18 protein-coding genes and 1 pseudogene are annotated in these 22,409 nt (G+C 56.2%); 5 read left to right on the forward strand and 14 right to left on the reverse strand.

Translation table 11 applies throughout. From position 1 onward, the window contains the following. Positions 1-56: 56 nt before the first annotated feature. From thrP to trxA, 13 genes are all read right to left on the reverse strand, one after another. Complete coding sequence (gene thrP / locus FQK12_RS14245) at positions 57-1,442, reverse strand: bifunctional threonine/serine APC transporter ThrP (protein ID WP_014227461.1); 1,386 nt, start codon at positions 1,440-1,442, stop codon at positions 57-59. Between the two features lie 231 nt (positions 1,443-1,673). Then, the gene (gene wecG, locus FQK12_RS14250; RefSeq protein ID WP_014227460.1) at positions 1,674-2,414 is read right to left on the reverse strand and encodes a lipopolysaccharide N-acetylmannosaminouronosyltransferase; all 741 of its coding nucleotides are present in this window, start codon (positions 2,412-2,414) and stop codon (positions 1,674-1,676) included. A gap of 11 nt (positions 2,415-2,425) precedes the next feature. Next, positions 2,426-3,772: an ECA oligosaccharide polymerase gene (gene wzyE, locus FQK12_RS14255; RefSeq protein ID WP_014227459.1), complete on the reverse strand. Its 1,347-nt coding sequence runs from the start codon at positions 3,770-3,772 to the stop codon at positions 2,426-2,428. Beyond that, positions 3,769-4,848, reverse strand: a complete 1,080-nt coding sequence (locus tag FQK12_RS14260) for a TDP-N-acetylfucosamine:lipid II N-acetylfucosaminyltransferase (protein WP_014227458.1) — start codon at positions 4,846-4,848, stop codon at positions 3,769-3,771. The genes wzyE and FQK12_RS14260 overlap by 4 nt, the downstream gene beginning before the upstream one ends. Continuing rightward, positions 4,845-6,095 (reverse strand): lipid III flippase WzxE, encoded by a 1,251-nt coding sequence (gene wzxE, locus FQK12_RS14265; RefSeq protein WP_014227457.1) that lies wholly within the window; start codon positions 6,093-6,095, stop codon positions 4,845-4,847. The genes FQK12_RS14260 and wzxE overlap by 4 nt, the downstream gene beginning before the upstream one ends. Position 6,096: 1 nt before the next feature. Then, a complete protein-coding gene (rffA, locus tag FQK12_RS14270; protein WP_004097526.1) occupies positions 6,097-7,227 on the reverse strand; it encodes a dTDP-4-amino-4,6-dideoxygalactose transaminase in 1,131 nt (376 codons plus the stop codon). A 4-nt stretch (positions 7,228-7,231) separates the two neighbouring features. Beyond that, positions 7,232-7,906 carry a dTDP-4-amino-4,6-dideoxy-D-galactose acyltransferase gene (rffC, locus tag FQK12_RS14275; protein WP_014227456.1) on the reverse strand — a complete coding sequence of 225 codons (675 nt, stop codon included), beginning with the start codon at positions 7,904-7,906 and terminating at the stop codon, positions 7,232-7,234. A gap of 78 nt (positions 7,907-7,984) precedes the next feature. Continuing rightward, complete coding sequence (gene wecC / locus FQK12_RS14280) at positions 7,985-9,247, reverse strand: UDP-N-acetyl-D-mannosamine dehydrogenase (RefSeq protein WP_014227455.1); 1,263 nt, start codon at positions 9,245-9,247, stop codon at positions 7,985-7,987. After that, positions 9,244-10,374, reverse strand: coding sequence for a non-hydrolyzing UDP-N-acetylglucosamine 2-epimerase (gene wecB, locus FQK12_RS14285; RefSeq protein ID WP_004097518.1), 1,131 nt, complete (start codon positions 10,372-10,374; stop codon positions 9,244-9,246). The genes wecC and wecB overlap by 4 nt, the downstream gene beginning before the upstream one ends. 56 nt (positions 10,375-10,430) lie before the next feature. Then, positions 10,431-11,477, reverse strand: a complete 1,047-nt coding sequence (wzzE, locus tag FQK12_RS14290; protein ID WP_014227454.1) for an ECA polysaccharide chain length modulation protein — start codon at positions 11,475-11,477, stop codon at positions 10,431-10,433. 21 nt (positions 11,478-11,498) lie between these two features. Next, on the reverse strand, positions 11,499-12,593 hold the full coding sequence (gene wecA, locus FQK12_RS14295) for a UDP-N-acetylglucosamine--undecaprenyl-phosphate N-acetylglucosaminephosphotransferase (RefSeq protein ID WP_004097511.1): 1,095 nt from the start codon (positions 12,591-12,593) through the stop codon (positions 11,499-11,501). A gap of 242 nt (positions 12,594-12,835) precedes the next feature. Continuing rightward, on the reverse strand, positions 12,836-14,095 hold the full coding sequence (gene rho, locus FQK12_RS14300; RefSeq protein ID WP_002883293.1) for a transcription termination factor Rho: 1,260 nt from the start codon (positions 14,093-14,095) through the stop codon (positions 12,836-12,838). Positions 14,096-14,424: 329 nt separating this feature from the next. Continuing rightward, on the reverse strand, positions 14,425-14,754 hold the full coding sequence (gene trxA, locus FQK12_RS14305; protein WP_004097507.1) for a thioredoxin TrxA: 330 nt from the start codon (positions 14,752-14,754) through the stop codon (positions 14,425-14,427). A 341-nt stretch (positions 14,755-15,095) separates the two neighbouring features. Between trxA and rhlB the strand changes: the two genes are divergently transcribed. Further along, positions 15,096-16,361, forward strand: coding sequence for an ATP-dependent RNA helicase RhlB (rhlB, locus tag FQK12_RS14310; protein ID WP_004127388.1), 1,266 nt, complete (start codon positions 15,096-15,098; stop codon positions 16,359-16,361). 125 nt (positions 16,362-16,486) lie between these two features. Continuing rightward, entirely contained in the window at positions 16,487-17,983 is a 1,497-nt protein-coding gene (gene gppA / locus FQK12_RS14315) for a guanosine-5'-triphosphate,3'-diphosphate diphosphatase (protein ID WP_160743202.1), read from the forward strand. A 64-nt stretch (positions 17,984-18,047) separates the two neighbouring features. Here the strand turns inward: gppA and FQK12_RS14320 are convergent, their stop codons facing one another. Beyond that, complete coding sequence (locus tag FQK12_RS14320) at positions 18,048-18,788, reverse strand: GntR family transcriptional regulator (RefSeq protein ID WP_004097500.1); 741 nt, start codon at positions 18,786-18,788, stop codon at positions 18,048-18,050. 221 nt (positions 18,789-19,009) lie between these two features. Here FQK12_RS14320 and FQK12_RS14325 point away from each other — a divergent pair, with 221 nt between their 5' ends. The 3 genes and pseudogenes from FQK12_RS14325 (at position 19,010) to FQK12_RS14335 (ending at position 22,406) form a co-directional block, all read left to right on the forward strand. Beyond that, positions 19,010-20,026, forward strand: a complete 1,017-nt coding sequence (locus tag FQK12_RS14325) for an ADP-ribosylglycohydrolase family protein (protein WP_014227452.1) — start codon at positions 19,010-19,012, stop codon at positions 20,024-20,026. Positions 20,027-20,044: 18 nt separating this feature from the next. Continuing rightward, positions 20,045-21,460: pseudogene (locus FQK12_RS14330) on the forward strand (purine-cytosine permease family protein). Then, the gene (locus FQK12_RS14335) at positions 21,444-22,406 is read left to right on the forward strand and encodes a PfkB family carbohydrate kinase (RefSeq protein ID WP_014227451.1); all 963 of its coding nucleotides are present in this window, start codon (positions 21,444-21,446) and stop codon (positions 22,404-22,406) included. The pseudogene FQK12_RS14330 and the gene FQK12_RS14335 overlap by 17 nt, the downstream one beginning before the upstream one ends. The last annotated feature ends 3 nt before the right edge of the window (positions 22,407-22,409 follow it).

Genomic DNA, 22,409 nt, shown 5'->3' on the forward strand with positions numbered 1-22,409 from the left:
TCTAGTGCCTTTTTAAAGAAAATTATTGTTTGCTCATGCTTTGTGCGTTTTGTTGCTTATTGCGCCACATTATCAACATTTCCGCGTCGGCCAAGGCCAAATACCTTATAAATAAGCGTTACGGCGGCGAGGAAAATCATTCCGACAAAGAGCGACATACGCGTATCGTCGTTAAATCCCATCCCTATCAGCACGCAAATCAGGAATGCCATGGTCAAATAGTTCGCCCACGGGAACAGCAGCGAGCGAAACGGATGGCTGGCCATCGCTTCTTTATGCACGAGACGAAAACGCAGCTGGCTAATCAGAATCACAAACCACGGCACCATCCCCGGCAGCACGCTGGCGCTGTAAACGTAGACGAAAACTCGCTGTGGATTAGGGATAATGTAGTTCAGGCACGAGCCGACCAGCAGAATCAGGATCGACAGCGCCACGCCCGCTGACGGCACGCCGTTGCGCGAAACTTTGGCGATGGCCGCGGGCAGCTGACGGTTTTTTGCCAGCGCGTAGAGCATGCGGCCGCAGCTGTACATGCCGCTGTTACAGCCGGAAAGCGCCGCCGTGAGCACCACAAAGTTGATAATGCCCGCCGCCGCGGTGATGCCGATTTTGGCAAAGGTCAGTACGAACGGACTGCCGTTGGAGCCAATTTGATCCCACGGGAAAATAGTGACGATCACAAAAATCGCCCCTACATAGAAAATCAGGATTCGCCACAGTACCTTGCCAACCGCGCTACGCAGCGTAACCTGCGGATTCTTCGCTTCACCGGCGGTAATCCCGATAAGCTCGACGCCCTGATAAGACGCGACCACGATGCACAGCGCCGTCAGGAAGCCCTTCCAGCCGCCGGCGAAGAAGCCACCGTGCTCGGTCAGATTGCCAAAGCCAATGGCGTGCCCGCCGTTGCCAAAGCCAAAGAAAATAACGCCCAGCCCCACCACGATCATCACAATAATGGTGGTGACCTTAATCATGGCAAACCAGAATTCAATTTCGCCGTACAGCCGTACCGCCGCGAGGTTTGCCAGCGCCACCAGCCCGACGGCAATCAGCGCCGGTATCCACTGCGCCATATCCGGGAACCAGAACTGCACATAAACCCCGATAGCCGTAATCTCCGATATCCCGACCGCCATCCACATAAACCAGTAGGACCAGGCGGTGAGATAGCCGAAAAATGGGCTCATATAGCGGTGTGCGTAAACGGCGAACGATCCGGTTACCGGTTCGAGGAACAGCATTTCGCCCATCGAACGCATGATGAAGAAGACAAAGAGCCCGGCGATAATATACGCCAGCAGAACCGAAGGTCCGGCCCACTTCAGCGTACTGGCCGCGCCCATAAATAACCCGACGCCAATTGTCCCACCAAGAGCGATTAGCTCAATGTGCCGCGCCTCCAGTCCCCGCTGAAGTTCCGCTTTTTTCTCAGTCATATAGCCTCTTGTGTTTGCCCTGCTCCGGGTTTAAGCGCATCCCAACCGGGATGTGTCTATGCCGGTTATTTTTATTGAATAAATAGCCCTGCCTGCGCGACGGTAAACTGACCGTCGCGTTTTAAGCATGCGAATGGTTAATGAATTTGAGGGAAATGGCAAATAAAGTATCAGGCGAGTGAAGACATTACACAGAATACCCAGGTAAACCCGCCCGCTTGCAGTGGAATGTCACAGCTTATCGGTGTAATGCCAGCGTAAATAGCGCAGCAGGCGCGCCTGCCTTTTTATGCGGCTCGGCTGCGAAACCAGGCGATAGAACCACTCCAGACCCAGGTCCTGCCAGAACTTCGGCGCCCGCTGGACGTGGCCGGTAAAGACATCGTAGGTGCCGCCCACGCCCATATACAGCGCCTGCGGATAAACGTCCCGACAGTCGCGCATCAGGATCTCCTGACGCGGCGAGCCCATCGCCACCGTGACGATTTTCGCCCCGCTATCGCGGATACGCTCAAATAGCGCCTGACGCTGGTCAGCGGCAAAATAGCCATCCTGGCTTCCAACGATATTCACGTTCCAGCGCTGGCGAAGCTGCTGCTCCGTCTGCGCCAGCACCTCAGGCTTGCCGCCGATCAAAAATACCGGCGTTCCCTGAGCGCCTGCGCGCGCCATCAGGGCTTCCCATAAATCGGCGCCGGCGACGCGCGACACCTGAGCCTGAGGGTATTTTTTACGTAATGAACGTACTACGCTGATGCCATCAGCGTATTTGAATTCTGCCGCTTCAATCAGCGCCCGGACTTCGGGGCTGTCTTCTACCGCCAGCATCTTCTCTGCATTAATCGCCACCAGCGTTCCCGTGCGGATCTCACCATCGGCGTACAGATAATCCAGAGCGTGTTGCATATCGCGCCAACCAATGAGTTGTAGCCCTCTCAGCAGGTACAACGGCGCGGATGTGGTCTCAGTCATGTACACCCTTATCAGACTTGAGGTTGCGTCAGCGGTTTGGCCCGCCGGTGAATCAGCCCCACGCTATCAAGGAACCAGTACAGCAGTTTTGCCGCCAGCAGGCAGATCCCAAAGATAACGAGGAAAAAAACCACGCGAGAGCCAAATGAATCCAGCCCTTCACGCGCCAGCACGATCATGTTGAAGATAGCGCCAAAACAGAAACTGTGCAGAATCGCCGCTTTATAGCGGTTCGTTTCCCGGTTGCCAAGCTCGTACAGCCAGTCAAACCATTTAATAATCAGCCCAACCGCCACCGCGCCCAGCGGGACGAACCAGACGCCGCCCATCACCACCAGCGAGCCAATCAGGGTCGGCGAAATCGCCAGACCAGAATGATTATTCAATACTTCCCAGGTGAAATAGTTCGCGGTATTGAGCACCATTGTCGGACGACCGTGCCACAACCAGCTGGGGATAAAGACGTAAAAATCCCGGATGATTGGCGCCAGCCCCTGGAACTCAATCTTGTCGTAATTTTGCAGCAGCAGGGCCAGATTCTCCCACGGCGAGAAGGTGTCGCGGGTCAGATAGAGGAAAGTATAAAACGCCTCATCGCCGCTGACGTTCATGCCATAGCGCTTCAGGGCCAGCCAGAACATACCGACGATGCCCAGCACGCCCGCCGCCGCCAGCATCCACAGGCTGATCCAGCCGCGAATGATGCCGATAAACAGGAAGATGGCAAACGCGATGATGATATTCGCCCGGGTGCCGCCAACGATGGCGTAGGTCAGCAGGCCAAAGGCGACGGTGCTGACAAGGAAGAATATCCACGCTTTATAATCCTGACGCAGAAAATAGACCACCAGCATTGCCGGGATGAAAAAGTAGAAGAAGCGCTTTAGCGCCACGCCGGAGACTTCGCTGGAGAAGATCTGGCTGTAGGAGTTGAGCTTGAATAACAAGAAGCCGTTATGCGCAAAGAAGATGCCGACGCAAAGCAGCGCCAGCCCCAGCAAAATGCCCCAGGTGAGGTGGGTCTCCACGCGATTCATCGTAAACAGCGGACGATGCGGATGACCGTGCGTCGCCGACCGTAGCCGCGTTTTATAAGTCACGTAGTAAACCGCATAAAAGCAGACGGAAACCAGCAGGGTTTGCAGCAGAATTTCCGGCGGGGCGACCGCGACGTCAAAGCGGAACACCAGAATACTGGTCAGCGGGAAGCCAAAGAAAAACGTCAGCAGATACAGCAGCGAGAAAAAGACGTTGAAGTTGAAGCGTACGCGACGAAATTCAAAGTACGTGGCGGTGGCGATAAATAGCGTCGACAGCAGCCAGACCAGCAGCAGCCCGCTAAATTGCATTAATGTCATGCGTCCACCCCCGCAGCAATTCGCAACGCTCGTCGCCAGCCCGTCAGGTAATTCGGCCGGAAGAAGGCGATTTGATTTTTATCCACGCCGGCCAGCTGGCGCTGCGCTTCACGCACAACGCTCACGTCCAGCGCATCGCTGGTAAAGAGTACCGGAATATGCTGCTCCGACATATCCTGCCAGAAGGGATTCTCCCGGTTCAGCACGCAGGGGATCCCCGCCTGAATCAGCAGGCACAGCGTGCCGATACCCTGCTGGCGGGCAAACAGGAAGTAGCCAAGATCGCAGCGGCGCAGCAGGGCAAGGTAGTCATCAAACGCCAGCTTGTCGCCCAATACCTGGAAATGCTGCGGGCTGAACAGCTCCGCGCCGGCCGCGCGGACTTCGTTGATGTAGTCGCCATTATTTGCCGGATAACCCATCGGCACGACAACGTTAACCGTATCGCCAAACTGCTGGCGAATCGCACGCAGCGCCGCGATATGCTCGTTGCTACGGTCGCCGGAATTACCCACCAGGATAGTCAGCGTGTCGCCGCGCGGCGCGCTATCGGCGAGCGAATTCAGCGCCGGATCCATGCGGGTCGGAAAGTAGAGCAGCTCTCCCGCTACGCCAGAATGGCGGGCGGCGAACCAGCTCAGATCGCCCCTGGTCGCAAACACGCGACCTACCCGGCCCTGCGCCAGGCGCCGCAGGGGATAAAACAGGCGAAACTTCAGGCTGGCGGAGTTCTCGTACAGATCCGCTCCCCAGATATGCCAGTTAAACTGCGTCGGGCGGATCCCGCCGCTGAGCAGCGCCAGCCACAGGCCGGTATTAAACTGGCCGTGAAAGAAAAAGCGCTGCTGCCGGTTCGCCTTTGCCAGCGCGATAACCGCCTTTGCCAGCGACTTTTTCCCCGGATAGCAGCGAATGGAGAGTGCGGGATAAGCGGCGCAAATTTCTGTCGCATCACCGACGACCATAAACAGGCGAGCCTGTTCGTCATCCACGGCCAGCTCATCATTAAAGAACCGCAGCACGGTCTGGTTGTGGTGCGGGATATCCGATCCCAGTACATGTATCAGTGCTGTCATGCCCGTTTACGCCAAAGTAAAAACACGCCGCTGCAGAGGGCGAAATAAACAATATAGGTAGCCATATACGCCTGCGCCGCGCCGATTGCGCCGTGCGCCGGGATAAGCCAGTGCGAGAATGCGGTCAACAGCGTGAACTGGCTGATTTCCGTCAGAATATAAAAACGCAGCGAGGCTTTGGCGATCACCAGATAGCCATAAACATAAGCCCCGACCTTTAACACATCGCCCACCAGCTGCCAGGCAAACAGATCGCGCATCGCCGTAAAGCGGTCGGAAAAAAGTAGCCAGATAGCGAAATCACGCAGCAGCCACACCGTTAAGCTCGCTGCCGCCACCGCCGGGAGGACAAATTTTAACGATTTGCCAATCTCGCGGGTGATATCCGCTTTCGCCGTCAGACGGGACAGCGTTGGTAAAAGATAAACGCTAAATGACGCGGTAATAAACTGCAAATAGGCGTCGGAGATGCTGCTCACCCCTTGCCAGATCCCCACCGCGTCCCAGCCATAGTGGGCCGCCAGCAGGTTACGCATCATCACGTAGGCGACCGGCAGCGTCACCGAGGTAATCAGCGCCATCAGGGTAAATTTCGACAGCTGCCCCGCCAGGCCGTTGTCCCAGCGCGGGCGCAGCGCGCTTAGCGGAATATTGCCGCGACGCCACAGTACGATAGCAGCCGGCACCACCACCAGCGCCGGCACCAGCGCCAGCCCCAGCAATGCGCCCTGATAACCGCCAAAACGGTAGCAGGCATAGTACGCCGCCACGCCAATCAGGCTCCCGGCGATAAGCGACAGCGCATTACCCGCCGCATCGCGAAAGCCTTTCATCAGCGCTAACAGGAAATTCGCCCAGGCAATCCCCATCTGCACCAGCGCCACCAGCCGTACCAGATTCTGGTAATGTTGATGACCGAATAGCCCCTGGCTTATTGGCGCGGCCGCCAGCAGGAAGATCAGCGCCAGCAGGGTGGAGAAACCGAGTACCATCGCTGAAGCGGTGCCAACGACGTTGTTCAACTGCCGGCGATCGTCATGATGCTGGGCCACCAGCTTCGTGACGCCGTTGAATATCCCGGCCCCCGCCAGCACGCCAAGCACGGTCACAAGCTGGCGGAAGTTACCCGCCTGCCCCACGCCAGCCGGGCCGAACGACACGGCCAGCAGTTTTACCACCAGCAGACCGGCGCCGATTTTGACCAGCGTGGACGCCGCGGTCCACAGAGATGCTTTTGCCAGCGACATATCAGGAGAAATAGCTCAGCAGCGAGTTAATCACCGTGCGCTGGTTAACGTTCGACAAATTGTAGAATAACGGCAGGCGCAGCAGACGTTCGCTCTCCTGGGTCGTGTAGCGATCCGTCCCGTGGAACTCGCCGAAGTTCTCCCCGGCCGGGCAGCTGTGCAGCGGGATATAGTGGAATACCGCCAGAATTTCCGCCTCTTTCAGCCAGGCGATCAGCTTGCTGCGATCGTCAATATCGCGCAGCTTGATATAGAACATATGCGCATTTTGCCCGCAGTCGGCAGGCACGATGGGCAGATCGATACGCCCGGCGCGCGCCAGCGGCAGCAGGGCGTCGTAGTAGTTCTGCCACAGCGCCAGACGCTGCTGGTTAATCCGCTCCGCCGCTTCCAGCTGCGCCCACAGATAGGCCGCCTGTAAATCGGACATCAGGTAGCTGGAGCCGATATCGCGCCACGTATATTTATCCACCAGGCCACGGAAAAATTGGCTGCGGTTGGTGCCTTTTTCACGAATGATCTCCGCGCGCTCTATCAGCGTGCGATCGTTAATCAGCGTTGCGCCGCCTTCACCGCCCGCGGTGTAGTTTTTGGTTTCATGGAAGCTGAAGCAGCCAATATGGCCGATAGTGCCGAGCGCCCGGCCTTTATAGGTCGACATCACGCCCTGAGCGGCATCCTCCACCACAAACAGATTATGCTTGCTGGCGATAGCCATAATGGTGTCCATCTCGCAGGCCACGCCGGCGTAGTGGACCGGTACAATCGCGCGGGTTTTCTCGGTGATGGCCGCTTCAATCAGCGTTTCATCGATATTCATGGTATCGCGACGAATATCAACGAAGACGATTTTCGCGCCGCGCAGCACAAAGGCGTTGGCGGTGGAGACGAAGGTATAGCTCGGCATAATCACTTCATCGCCCGGCTGAATATCCAGCAGCAGCGCCGCCATTTCCAGCGAAGCGGTGCAGGACGGCGTCAGCAGCGCTTTCGCGGTGCCGAAACGCTGCTCCATCCACTGCTGGCAGCGGCGGGTAAAACCGCCATCGCCGCACAGCTTGCCGCTCCCCATCGCGGACTGCATATAATCAAGCTCGGTACCCACCACCGGCGGCGCGTTAAATGGAATCATCATGTCACCTGTATAACCAGTACGCGGTGCTTTCGACATTGGCACCGCTAAGAATGTAACGTTTAAGCGCGGCGGTGTTGCCCATCTGGGTCGCCACCCGCAGTGTCGTCAGCTCGCGCAGCGCGGCCCAGCGCTGCGCCGCCTGCATTAATTCTGCTCCGGCGCCGCGTCCGGCCAGCAGGCCAATCCTCGCCTCGCGCTCGCTGAGCTGGCGCAGGGAGACAAACGCGCGGATATCGCCGTCAGGGGCGCGAAGCACCAGACACTGGTGATCGAAGGTACCGCGCACCGCATTTTCAATCCACTGGGCATAGAAACGACCGCTGGCATCGTCGGTGTACCAGGGGGCGCGAAAACGGCTCTGCGCAAAGGCCAGCGCCGCCAGTTCGCGCAGCCGGGGGATATCCGCCTCGGTCGCCGGCTCGGCGCCGATATCATCAGAAGCCGCGGGCGGAAGCGCAAGATCGACCTCGCCCTCCACCAGCCGGAAGCCTAATGCCTGCAGCGCATCCAGGCGCGCGGTATCATCCGCCGCAACTTTCGCCTGCACCCGCGACCATCCCGCCAGCGCTTGCACCGTCAGCGGCGGCGCATCGTCGCCAAAGCGGAGAATGGCGCTATTGACGCCGAAGAAGCGGTTTTCCCACTCAAGGGGCTCAATACTGGCGCGGGCGAACATAAAATAGATCTGTTAAGTTTTGGTCACGATGAAAGCGCGCGAAGCTGCGAACGCTTTCATCTTTTACCAGACGCCCTCTCACCGCCACACCCCTTTGGTATCGACGATAAACTGCTGGCTAACGCTATCCCCGCCGACCGCTTTAAATTCTTTATGATCGACCAGCATCACCAGCACATCGGCGCTCGCCAGCGCCTCGTCCAGCGACGCCAGAGCGCACAGTCCGTCGAGCTTTTTCGGCAGCTGATGAATATTTGGCTCAACGACCAGGGTTTCGCCGCCGTGCCAGCGGGCGATCTGCGCGGCAATGGCCATGGCCGGGCTTTCGCGCAGGTCATCAATATTCGGCTTAAACGCCAGGCCAAAACAGGCGATTTTTAGCTCGCTGGCGCGTTTGTTGCTGGCGGCGAGGCAGTCGGCGACCCGCGCTTTGACCTGATCGATCACCCATTCTGGTTTGTGGTCGTTGACTTCACGCGCGGTCCGGATAAGCCGCGCCTGCTGCGGGTTTTGCGCCACGATAAACCACGGGTCGACCGCGATGCAGTGGCCGCCAACGCCCGGCCCCGGCTGGAGGATATTGACGCGCGGATGACGATTCGCCAGACGAATCAGTTCCCAGACGTTGATCCCCTGATCGGCGCAAATTAGCGAAAGTTCATTGGCAAAAGCGATATTAACGTCGCGGAAGCTGTTTTCAGTCAGCTTGCACATTTCGGCGGTGCGCGAGTTGGTCACCACGCATTCGCCTTCGAGGAAAATTTTATACAGCTCGCTGGCGCGGGCTGAGCAAACCGGCGACATGCCGCCAATCACGCGATCGTTTTTAATCAGCTCAACCATCACCTGCCCCGGCAACACGCGCTCCGGACAGTAGGCGATATTGACGTCCGCCGCTTCGCCAACCTGCTGCGGGAAGCTCAGATCGGGGCGCATTTCCGCCAGCCAGCCCGCCATCTGCTCGGTTGAACCCACCGGCGAGGTGGACTCAAGGATAACCAGCGACCCTTTCTTCAGCGTCGGTGCGATAGATTTCGCCGCCGACTCGACGAAAACCATATCCGGTTCATGCAGGTCTTTAAACGGCGTCGGCACCGCAATCAGGTAAGCGTCGGCTTCTACCGGCGCGGTAGTGGCGCTCAGGTAGCCCTGCTCGACCGCCGTTTTGACGACGCTCGCCAGATCCGGCTCCACGATATGAATTTCACCACGGTTAATGGTCTCCACGGCGTGTTGATTGATATCAACGCCGACCACCCGCTTTTGCCGGGAGGCGAACGCGGCAGCGGTTGGCAGGCCAATATATCCAAGGCCAATCACTGAAATGGTAGAAAAATTCATAGCGTTACCTGATTATTTTTAAGTGCAGACAAAATACGATGACACGCATGTCCATCGCCATACGGGTTATGCGCCCGGCTCATGGCCTGATACGCGGACTCATCTTGCAGCAGGCGCGTGACCTCATTGACGATGCGCTGGCTATCGGTACCCACCAGGCACACGGTGCCCGCGCTGACCGCCTCCGGGCGCTCGGTCATTTCACGCATCACCAGCACCGGTTTCCCGAGCGAGGGCGCCTCTTCCTGGATACCGCCGGAATCGGTCAGGATCAACCACGCGCGGTTCATCAGCCAGACAAACGGCAAATAATCCTGCGGCTCAATAAGTATGACGTTCTCAACGTGGCCGAGAATGCGCTTCACCGGTTCGCTGACGTTCGGATTCAAATGCACCGGATAGACGATCTGTACGTCCGGATTGTTCGCGGCGATCTCCGCCAGCGCATGGCAGATTTGCTCGAAACCGCGGCCAAAGCTTTCCCGACGGTGTCCGGTGACCAGAATCATCTTCTTGCCGTTGGCGAGGAAGGGATAACGCTGAGTCAGCTCGTTGTGCAGGGCTTCATCGCTCAAAACCCGGTCGCGCACCCAGAATAGCGCGTCAATAACCGTATTTCCGGTTACCGTGATCCGATTGTCGGCGATGTTTTCCCGCAGCAGGTTCTGCCTTGAGGTTTCCGTCGGCGCAAAGTGGTACGTCGCCAGATGCCCGGTCAACGTACGGTTCCCCTCTTCCGGCCACGGCGAGCTCAGATCGCCCGTGCGCAGCCCGGCTTCCACGTGTCCTACCGGGATCCGCTGATAGAAAGCGGCCAGGCTTGCCGCCATCGTCGTGGTGGTATCGCCATGCACCAGCACCACGTCTGGTTTAAACGACTCCAGCACCGGCTTTAAACCTTCAAGGATGCGACAGGTAATCTCCGTCAATCCCTGACCCGGCTGCATAATATTGAGGTCGTATTCCGGAACAATAGAAAAAAGTTTCAACACCTGATCGAGCATCTCCCGATGCTGCGCGGTCACGCAAACTTTCGCCTCAAAATGAGGATCCTTTGCCAGCGCATGAACCAGAGGCGCCATCTTGATAGCTTCTGGTCTCGTGCCAAATACCGTTAGTACTTTCACATCGATTCTCTTCGATTAGGCGATGAAGGCGACATGTCCTTCACCACAGGCCGCATTCACTGGACACGGCGACGCGATAACGCAACGCCTGCGCCGATGAGCGCGCCCACAATCCCCCACATCACCATCAGAAACACGCGGCGCGGGCTATCGCGTTTTACCGGTTCTTCAGGCGTTCGCAAATACCTGTAAGTCTGAAAACGCGGGTCCAGGGTCGGCCCCACGTTCAACGTCGTTAACATGGCGCGGCTTTGGTCATAATCAAGATCGTACTGCGGCCCCACCGCCTGCAGATTTTCCAGCCGGGCCTGCAGCATTGGCCGCCCCAGTAAAAACAGCTCGGAATCCGGCAGCTGATCTGGTGGAATATCGGTTTCGCTGCGGGAGATGTTGTGCTGCTGCGCGACTTTCAGCGCCTGTTCCACGCTGTGCATGCGGCGATTGAAAATCTCTCGCGCCACCTCTTCCTGGCGCTTCACCTGCGCTTTCATCTGTACGGTACGCGCGGCCCAGGCGCCTTTGAGCTCATCATTCAGATGCCCTGCCGCACGCTGGCTGGCGAAAGCCACATACTGGCGCAGCAGATTGTTGGCATCAGGCGCGGTTTCTGCCGTCAGCTTCACGCTATCGTTGATGCTTTTTAGCGCATCGCCGGGCATGAACTGGATATCGTTAATCAGGTCATCCAACAGCGCGGCATCGGCGCGAGCGTTACCCGACTGGCGCTGCTTGTAGTAGTCTGTTTGCAACCAGAAGTCGCGGCGGGTATCCCACGACGCCTGCTGCATGATGAACTCTTTATATGCTTCGTCCATGACCGAAGGCTGATCGACAGAGACGAGATTGGCCTTGATATCGAGATTGCGTAAGAACTGCTGTTGTGAATAGTATCCCCCCAGCATGTTCACCGTCGGTCGGTCGGTAATCGCCGTCGCGCTCCACTCCTGACGAGCAAAAAAGGTATAAACCAAAACAATCAGTGCAAAGAGCACTGCGATACCTGCTATCCAGCTTTTTCCGGCCCATAAGGCGCGAAACAGCCCGCGAATATCCAGCTCGTTCTCAACGTTCACTGTTTGTGCTCCCGGTAATGGTTGAGTCATCACGTCCCCAGATTGACTTGGTTAATTTGGATTATTGCCGCTGTGTCGCCGTATTCTGCGTCTAATGCGCTTAACCATGCGCGCCACTTTCCAGGCGCGTTTAATGCAGTAGCCATAAAGGAAAAAGGCTAACAAAAAGAGTATTAACATCACCCATTCAGGAACAATGCGGGTGTATTCCGCCACCACGCCAACCAGGGCCAGCAGCGCGGCGGCCAGGGTGATCAGCACAAACGCCTGACGGGAAGTAAACCCGGCGCGCATGATTAAATGATGAATATGCTGACGGTCCGGGGAGAATGGGCTCATCCCTTTGCGCAGGCGACGGTACATAATCGCCACCATATCCATCAACGGAATAGCGATAATCCACAGCGCCGTGACCGGGCTGATAGGATGCGTTTTTCCCTGCGTGGTCTCCAGCAGGATCCAGATGATAGTGAAGCCAATCATGGTGCTGCCGGCATCACCCATAAAGACCTTATAGCGACGACCAAGCGCACCGAGGTTAAGTAAAATATAGGGCAAAATGGCGGCGATCATCGCAAAACACCACATCGCCAGGCTGTACTGGCCATCAAACCACAGGATAATGCCCGTTGCCGCGAAAGAGACTGACGATAGACCGCCAAGCAGCCCATCGATACCATCAACCATATTGAAGGCGTTGATCGCCGCCCAGACGGCGAACAGCGTGAGGAAGAAGCCAAAAGGGCCGAGCACCAGCTCCCATGAGCCGAATATAAAACCGAGGCTACTAAGATGAAGATTACCCACCATCATCATAATGACGGCGATAGCGGCTTGAATTACCGCGCGAATTTTTACGCTGATATCAAAGCGATCGTCCAGCGCACCGACCAGCACGAGCACCCCGGCACATCCCAGGTATAACCGAGCGTGGGGAATGTAATAATCGGCGATAGCAAACGTAAAACAAATACCTGCGAAAACTGAAATACCACCGACTAACGGAATCAAACCCTGATGCCGTTTGCGATAGTTAGGTTTATCCACCAGCCCAACTCTTTTTGCCGCCTTGCGAGCGATAAATATAAACAGGGTGGTGAATAAGAAAATACTGATTAATTCAGTAATAGCAGTGAGTAAATTCACAACGCATGTGCTCTCAGCATAGTTAATCCGGGAAGTATAACGATGATGCCTCAACTCCAGAAGGGGCAAAGCAGAACATTACAAATTTATTGTAGAAATTTTAGACTGTTAAAGCCGTCTCTGCCTGCCATCATCCTGCGCATATCATACGTTAAGACCCATTTTGTTTTCCCTTCCTGGATCATACAAACCCGGAAAACAAAACGCCACGCAATAGCGTGGCGTTCTCTGGCGTTTTTAGCTTACGAGCGCTTCATCATGTCGAAGAAGTCATCGTTAGTTTTGGTCATCGCCAGTTTATTGATGAGGAATTCCATCGCGTCAATCTCACCCATCGGGTGAATGATTTTACGCAGGATCCACATCTTCTGCAGCTCTTCCTGAGTGGTGAGCAGCTCTTCTTTACGGGTACCGGAACGGTTGTAGTCGATAGCCGGGAAGACGCGTTTTTCTGCGATCTTACGAGAGAGGTGAAGCTCCATGTTACCGGTGCCTTTAAACTCTTCGTAGATAACTTCGTCCATTTTAGAACCGGTATCGATCAGCGCCGTAGCGATAATCGTCAGGCTGCCGCCCTCTTCCACGTTACGCGCGGCACCGAAGAAACGCTTCGGACGATGCAGGGCGTTGGCGTCCACACCACCGGTCAACACTTTACCGGAAGCCGGGACGACGGTGTTGTAGGCACGCGCCAGACGGGTAATGGAGTCGAGCAGGATGATAACGTCTTTCTTATGCTCAACCAGACGCTTCGCTTTCTCGATAACCATCTCGGCAACCTGAACGTGGCGAGATGCCGGCTCGTCAAAGGTAGAAGCGACAACTTCACCTTTAACCAGACGCTGCATCTCGGTCACTTCTTCCGGACGTTCGTCGATCAGCAGTACCATCAGAACGCAATCAGGATGGTTGTACGCAATGCTCTGCGCGATGTTCTGCAGCAGCATGGTTTTACCGGCCTTCGGCGGCGCAACAATCAGACCACGCTGGCCACGGCCGATCGGCGATGCCAGATCCAGGACGCGAGCGGTTAAGTCTTCCGTTGAGCCGTTACCACGCTCCATACGCAGACGTGAATTTGCGTGCAGAGGGGTTAAGTTCTCGAACAGAATCTTGTTACGCGCGTTTTCCGGCTTATCGTAGTTAACTTCGTTAACTTTCAACAACGCAAAGTAACGCTCACCCTCTTTAGGAGGACGAATCTTACCGGAAATGGTGTCACCAGTGCGGAGGTTGAAGCGGCGGATTTGGCTGGGGGATACGTAGATGTCGTCGGGACCGGCGAGGTAGGAGCTGTCTGCTGAACGGAGGAAACCAAATCCATCCTGCAGTATCTCCAGTACGCCATCGCCAAAGATATCCTCGCCACTCTTCGAATGCTGCTTGAGGATGGCAAAAATAATATCCTGCTTACGCATACGGGCCAGGTTTTCCAGCCCCATATTTTCGCCGAGAGTAATCAGCTCAGAAACCGGCGTATTCTTTAATTCGGTAAGATTCATAATGGTGTGGGTTCTTAAACTCGGGGTAATTCTCGAACTTAATGTTGTGAATGGTATGGCAGGAACATCCATGCCTGTTAACGGCCTTCATCTCGTGTCTGTACGTTGCCTGGTCACAGGAAAGAACGCAGAACTGAAACGACTAAACGGAATGAGTGATAAGCCCGGATTATAAGCCTCACGCGCATTTTTGCGGGACGCTTTGGGTAAAACAAGATTCAAACAAAGGTATGTTTAAAACGAAGTCTGAGATTAACTTAGCACGACTCTCGCCGGGCGTCCAGAGATCCGCAAAAAATTGGACGCTGGACGCCGGGAGAACAAGCCGCTTACGCCAGGTTGGCGTCGAGGAACTCTTTCAGCTGGCCTTTGGACAGCGCGCCAACTTTGGTCGCTGCCACTTCGCCATTTTTGAACAGCAGCAGGGTCGGGATGCCGCGAATGCCGTATTTCGGCGCAGTACCCGGGTTCTGATCGATGTTCAGTTTCGCAATGGTCAGTTTGCCCTGATACTCTTCAGCGATCTCATCCAGAATCGGGGCGATCATTTTGCACGGACCACACCACTCTGCCCAGAAATCGACGAGGGTTAGCCCGTCAGCCTTGAGTACGTCCGTGTCAAAACTGTCGTCAGTCAGGTGAATAATTTTATCGCTCATATTTAACTCCACAGGAATAAGCCTGGTGTGTTGGTGTCGCGGCCATCAACGACGTGTCGATGCTACGTTATGCACGCTGTTCTTCAGAATGCCTCTTTTATCTCTCTGCATCACAATGCCCATCATGAACTTTGCCCCGCAAAAGATAAAGCAACCAGCGTTCAAACCGGCTTATCGCAGATTTGTCACCCTCGCCTCGCTTAGTAGTCTAAGCTTTCGAAGATTCGTTCAGTTGCCGCAGACGCACCTTGAATAATTTCATACATAGCCAACGAAAGGTTGACGTTATTTCACCGGATACGCTTTCTTAATGCAATAGTTAGCTGATATTCTACCACACTATGAGCAAAACACATTTAACAGAACAGAAGTTTTCCGACTTCGCCCTGCACCCGGCAGTGATTGAAGCCCTTGAAAAGAAAGGGTTTCATAATTGTACACCCATTCAGGCACTCGCCCTCCCGCTTACGCTGGAAGGTCGCGATGTCGCCGGGCAGGCGCAAACCGGTACCGGTAAAACGATGGCGTTTCTGACGTCAACGTTTCATTATCTTCTCACTCACCCGGCGATCGCTGACCGCCAGGTCAACCAGCCGCGCGCGCTGATCATGGCGCCGACGCGTGAACTGGCGGTTCAGATCCACGCTGACGCCGAACCGCTGGCGCAGGCTACCGGTCTGAAACTCGGCCTGGCTTACGGCGGCGACGGCTACGATAAGCAGCTGAAAGTGCTGGAAAGCGGCGTGGATATTCTGATCGGTACCACCGGTCGCCTTATCGATTACGCCAAACAGAACCATATTAACCTCGGCGCCATTCAGGTTGTCGTGCTTGACGAAGCCGATCGCATGTACGATCTCGGCTTTATTAAAGATATCCGCTGGCTGTTCCGCCGTATGCCGCCAGCGAATCAGCGCCTGAACATGCTGTTCTCTGCCACCCTTTCTTATCGCGTCCGTGAACTGGCGTTCGAACAAATGAACAACGCCGAGTACGTCGAAGTTGAGCCTGAGCAGAAAACGGGCCACCGTATTAAAGAAGAGCTGTTCTATCCTTCCAACGAAGAAAAAATGCGCCTGCTGCAGACGCTGCTGGAAGAAGAGTGGCCGGATCGCGCGATTATTTTCGCCAACACCAAACATCGTTGTGAAGATATCTGGGGTCACCTGGCGGCGGACGGCCATCGCGTTGGTCTGTTAACCGGCGACGTTGCGCAGAAAAAACGCCTGCGCATTCTCGATGAATTTACCCGCGGCGATATCGACATTCTGGTCGCAACCGACGTTGCCGCCCGCGGTCTGCATATTCCGGCCGTTACGCACGTCTTTAACTACGACCTGCCGGACGATTGCGAAGACTACGTTCACCGTATTGGCCGTACCGGCCGCGCTGGCGCCAGCGGTCACTCCATCAGCCTGGCCTGTGAAGAGTACGCGCTGAATCTGCCGGCAATTGAAACCTATATCGGCCATTCAATTCCGGTCAGCAAATACAATTCGGACGCGCTGATGACTGAACTGCCCAGACCGCTACGTCTTACGCGCCCGCGCCCGGGCAACGGCCCGCGTCGTAACGGTCCGCCACGTAATCGTCGTCGTTCAGGTTAAAGCACTATGCCATACACAAAATCATTCAAGTTGCATCAAGGCCGCAGGAAAGCGAATCGCGGCGAGCTGACGCTGGTAAGTGATTCGGGTAAGAGAACGCAGCCAACACAGAGGCAACTTGAAGGATGAAGTGTATGAGCTCCACCTCGCTCTATGCCGCTATCGATCTTGGCTCCAATAGCTTTCATATGTTGGTTGTACGCGAGGTTGCCGGAAGCATCCAGACCCTGAGTCGTATCAAACGCAAGGTCCGTCTGGCCGCTGGCCTCAGCGGCGACAATACGCTCTCGGCAGAAGCCATGGAGCGCGGCTGGCAATGTTTACGCCTGTTTGCCGAGCGTTTGCAGGATATCCCCCCGACGCAAATCCGCGTGGTCGCCACAGCGACGCTGCGCCTGGCGGTTAACGCCGGTGAGTTTCTGGAGAAAGCGCGGGAAATCCTCGGCTGTGCGGTTCAGGTTATCAGCGGTGAAGAGGAAGCGCGCCTCATTTATCAGGGCGTTGCGCATACAACAGGCGGCGCAGATCAGCGTCTGGTTGTGGATATTGGCGGCGCCAGCACCGAACTGGTTACCGGTACCGGCGCGCAAACCACCTCGCTTTTCAGCCTGTCCATGGGCTGCGTGACCTGGCTGGAACGCTACTTTGCCGATCGCAGCCTGACCAAAGAGAACTTTGACCAGGCCGAAACCGCAGCGCGTGAAGTTTTGCGTCCCGTCGCCGATGTGCTGCGCTATCACGGCTGGAAAGTGTGCGTCGGGGCATCCGGTACGGTTCAGGCGTTACAGGAAATCATGATGGCGCAAGGGATGGATGAACGCATCACCTTAGCCAAGCTACAGCAGCTCAAACAGCGCGCGATTCAGTGCGGTCGTCTGGAAGAGCTGGAGATCGAAGGCCTGACGCTTGAACGGGCGCTCGTCTTTCCCAGCGGGCTGGCGATTCTTATGGCCATCTTCAGCGAGCTGAATATTCAGTGTATGACGCTCGCCGGCGGCGCGCTGCGTGAAGGTCTGGTCTACGGCATGCTGCACCTGTCAATCGATCAGGATATTCGCAGTCGTACCTTACGCAATATTCAGCGCCGGTTTCTGGTTGATACCGAACAGGCACAGCGCGTTGCCCAACTGGCCGCCCATTTCGTTCATCAGGTGGAAAACAGCTGGGAAATTGAGCCACTATGCTTCGATTTGCTGCAAAGTGCCTGCCAGCTGCATGAAATTGGTCTGAGCGTGGAGTACAAGCAGGCCCCCCTGCACGCCGCCTGGCTGGTGCGCAATCTTGACCTGCCCGGCTTTACCCCCGCACAAAAGAAGCTGCTGGCGACGCTGCTGTTAAACCAAACCAACGCCGTCGACCTTTCATCCATTCATCAACAAAACGCGGTGCCTCCGAGAGTCGCGGAGCATATGTGCCGTCTGCTGCGTCTGGCGATTCTGTTTGCCAGCCGCCGACGCGACGATCTGCTGCCGATGCTTACGCTGGCTGCCGAAGATGAAAATTTGACGTTAACGCTGCCGCAGGGCTGGCTGGAGAATCATCCGCTGGGCCGGGAAATGGTCGAACAGGAGTGCCAGTGGCAGAGCTACGTTCACTGGCCGCTGCGGCTTAACGAGCAGTAGTCGGCTACGATCCGCTCTCGCATAAAGCGATGGCGGGTTTTATACACCGGCCATGCCAAAGCGCTTATTGCAGCTTCACTCTGAAATCAAAATTAAAGTAATTGCTCAGGCAGAATGCGGTTCCGTACTCAAGCACCTCTCCCTGAGCATTGCGGCTTTTCAGCGTAATTTTCATCAATGGCACGCCTTGCGGCAGGTCGAGCAAATTCAGCTCTTCCGCCGAAGGAATATGCACCGTCAGTGAGTAATCCTGAAGATCGGGATAAATATCATTTTCCGCCCAGTGCGCGTACAGCGAACCTTCAAGTAGATCCGGGCGGGGTAAGAAACGCTCGGGGATAAACATGGTTTCGATAGACACCGGGAGGGCATCGACCAGACGGACGCGTTTGATTTTCGCCACCCGATCGCCGACCGCGATCTCCAGCTCACGGGCCAGAAAATCATCCGCCGCCAGCTTTTCCCTCACCAGCCATCGGTTGGACACCGTGCCTGAATTTTGTAGCTGGGCAGAAAATCCGCCGCTGGCAAGGTTATAGCTTACCGGCAGATTCACCTCAGTCCCTTTTCCGTGGCGTTTAATAACCAGCCCGGCCTCCAGCAGCGCATCAAGCGCCTTCACGACCGTCACGCGCGATAGCTCAAGCGTCTGCGACATTTTGCGTTCGGAAGGCAGGATGCTGCCGTGCGTCAGCAACCGCTCGGTCATTGCCGCTTCAATAGCTTGTTTAAGTTGAATATAAAGCGGCGCGGGAGCCTCTGCATTCAGACGCCCTTTTATATACTCAAGCAGCGATTGCGGCATAATGTCGTAGTCTTCCGGAATTCAGTGGCAGTGGATTTATCATAGTGGATCCATACTGGAATCAATAGCCCCCTCATAACGTCTCCCCACCCTTTTTTAGCTTCTCACTTTTCTTTCAGAATGCGTCTTCGATCACAGCATGGCCACAAAGGACTTTAACTTGACTTAATCTGGATCTACTTTTAGTATAACTTTTATTCATTTCTTCCAGGGAGCCGATGATGTCTGCTATTCACCCTACCTATACCACCGAAAACCGCATCCTCGGCTGCCTTTATGGGCAAGCCATCGGTGATGCGATGGGTATGCCTTCCGAACTGTGGCCTAAGCGCCGAATTATTAACCATTTTGGCTGGATTGAGCGCTTCCTCCCCGGACCGAAAGAGAATATTGCGGCCTGCGAATTTCGCGCCGCTGAGTTCACCGATGATACCCATCAGTGCATCGCACTCATGGATGCCCTGAATGAAACCAACGGCGTGACCGATCCACTGGTCATCGCCAGGCATATTCTGCTGTGGGCCAGACGCTGTCAGGCCTTTGAAAAAAATATTCTTGGCCCGACCTCGAAGGCTTCCCTGATCGCGCTTGAACAGGGGCAGCCGCTGGAGGAGATCGCGGCCAACGGCGTAACCAACGGCGCGGCAATGCGCGTGGCGCCGATGGGCTGTCTACTGCCCACCGGGGACAGAACGTTTTTCATTGAGCAAGTGCGGCTATCCTGCCTGCCGACGCATAAATCAGACATCGCTATCGCCGGCGCGGTGGTCATTGCCTGGGCGATCGGCCGCGCCATTGAAGGGGCCGAATGGCCGTTAATCAAAACGGAGCTGGCGTCGCTCGCCAATGAGACGCAGCGCCATTATGAGTCCACTTTTAGTCCACTACTGGGAAACCGTATCCACCTGGCGCTGGAAACGATCGCCGGGGAGACTGACCATCTGACGGGTATTGAACGGATTTATGAGGACATCGGCGCCGGTATGGATATTATCGAGTCCGTCCCCGCAGCGATTGCTCTGGTTGAGCTGGCAAAAACGCAGCCTATGAAATGCGCTATGCTGGCAGCCAATTTAGGCGGCGACACCGACACCATTGGCGCGATGGCCACCGCCATCTGCGGCGCGCTTCATGGCATAGAGGCTTTTCCTGAAGAACATATACAACGGATTAAGCAGGCCAACAGCATCGACTTCGCGCCTTACGCACAGCGGCTTGCAGGCTACCGCTTCGCATAATTCACAGAGGGTATCACTATGGACAGCAAAGCTTCATACGATGGAAATATCCAGGCGGCAGATCCCGGAATGGCAGAATTAGGGATCGGTCTGGTCCCCCCGGTCCACCAGACCCAGAAACCGGTCCAGCTGTTTTTCGTCTGGTGCGCCGCGAATATTGGCATTCTTGGCGTCGTTTACGGCGCGGTGATTGTGTCGTTCGGCCTCTCATTCTGGCAGGCGATTCTTGCCGCCGTGGCGGGCGTCGCCTCCTTTGCGCTGGTCGGCATCACCAGCATCGCCGGGAAAATTGGTCGTACGACGACGCTAACCCTCTCCCGCGTCATTTTTGGCAAACGCGGTAATATCGCCCCCACCAGCTTCTGTTGGGTGAATTTGATGGGCTGGGAAGCGGTCAATATCATTACCGGCACGCTCACCCTCGTCGCGCTGTTTGCCGCCATGGGTTTTGAAGAGAGTCTGACCACCACCGCGCTGTCGCTTTTCTTGTTTGGCGGGCTGACCGTACTGGTCAGCGTGCTCGGGCAAAACGCCGTGCTGATGATGCAAAAATGGATCACCCGGATCTTTGGCGCCATGACGCTGCTGGTGGTGATCTATTTACTCTTCACCGCGGACTGGCAGGCCATCCTCGCGCTGCCTTCAGGCAGCTGGCTGACCGGCTTTCTGCCGGCCGTGTCTATTATTGCCGCGGGCACCGGCATCAGCTGAGCTATCGCCGGCGCCGACTATAGCCGCGATCAGCGCCCTGACTCCGGGGAAAAGCCTATTTTTCTCGCCGTGGTCAGCGGCGCCGCCCTCCCGCTTCTGTTGCTGATGCTCACCGGAATACTGCTTACCGCGCAGATCCCCGATCTGGCCTCCAGCGAGAACCCCATTTCAGCGATCGGTAAACTGCTGCCTTCGTGGATGGCTATCCCCTATCTGGCCGCGGCTACCGCCGGGGTCGTGACCATCGCCGTGTTGAGCCTCTATTCCGCCAGCCTTAACCTGTTAAGCATGGGGATTAAGCTACAGCAGCGTTCTGCCGTGGCCCTCGACGCCGTGCTGGTGCTGGGGATTGCCCTCTACGTGCTGTTTGTCTCGAAAGATTTTCTCGGGCCGTTCATCGCGTTTTTGATTTTCTGCGGCGTATTTCTGGCCGCCTGGGCCGCCATCTTTATGGTCGATTTTTATCGGCTGCGCCGCCGTGCCGGATATCCTGAAGCTGATTTATTCAGGGAGAGCGGCGCAAACCGTACCGCGCTGGGCTGCTGGATTGTCGGTGCGCTGGCAGGATTGATGGTCTCTAAAACCGGTTTTATCGACGGACCTTTCGCGGTCGGTATTTTCGCGGACTCCAGCCTCGGGTTATTCGTCTCTTTTATTCTGAGCCTGGCGCTGTATCTCGCCTTCGGAACGAGAAAGGGGGCCTGCCGTGACAATCAGCGCTGACCTGCTATCGCCTCAGCGGCCGATCGTGGTTATCGGCGCCGCTTTTGGCGACATTATTCTCCATCTCGATGCGCTGCCGCAAAGCGGTAGCGATGTCTCCGCCCGCGACGGCGGACGGCAGATTGGCGGCTGCGCGTTCAACGTCGCCCGCGCGCTCTCGCGCCTCGAACTGTTTCCCATTAACGCCATACCGGTAGGCAATGGCGATTGGGGGCAGGCCGTTGCGCAAAAAATGGCGCTGGAAAACTTGCCCGTCCTCTTGCGCCATCCCACCCACGATAACGGCTGGTGTCTGGCTCTTGTCGAAGCCAGCAAAGAGCGGACGTTTATCACCATTGAGGGCTGCGAACAGCACTGGACTGATGAACTATTAGCGCAAATACCGCTGCCGAAGGAGGCGATTATTTACGTCTCGGGATACGAACTGGCCAGCGAAGCGCTGCGCCAGTGGATCCTTGCCCAGACGGAAGATAAAACGCTGTTCGTCGATTTTGGCCCGCGTCTGTGCGACCTGGATATTCACTTTATCCAGGCGCTGCTGCGCAAACGCCCCCTGCTCACCCTGAATCGCGATGAACTCAGCGTGCTGTGCGCGCGTTTATACGATTTGGATAGCGCGACCCTTGATGCCGCCTCACGGCTCGCCAGCGACTGGCATATTCGGGCGATCTGTCGGTTTGATAAGGATGGCGCATGGGTGGTTGAACCTGACGCAGCACCGCAGCATATTCCGGCCTGCCGCGTGAAGGTCCACGACACGATTGCCGCAGGAGACAGCCACTGTGCCGGTACGATCGCCGGGCTTGCCTGTGGAATGGATTTGCAGCAGGCAACGCGGCTGGGCAATGAAGTGGCGGCCATTGTCATCAGTCAACCCGGTTCAGACGGCGCACCCGGTCGCAAAGCGCTACGTCAGTTCCAGATTCAACAGCAAAACAGCCGCTAGCCG

Origin of the sequence: Klebsiella sp. ME-303 (genome assembly GCF_007910085.1) — a bacterium.
GTDB classification, from domain to species: domain Bacteria; phylum Pseudomonadota; class Gammaproteobacteria; order Enterobacterales; family Enterobacteriaceae; genus Klebsiella; species Klebsiella michiganensis.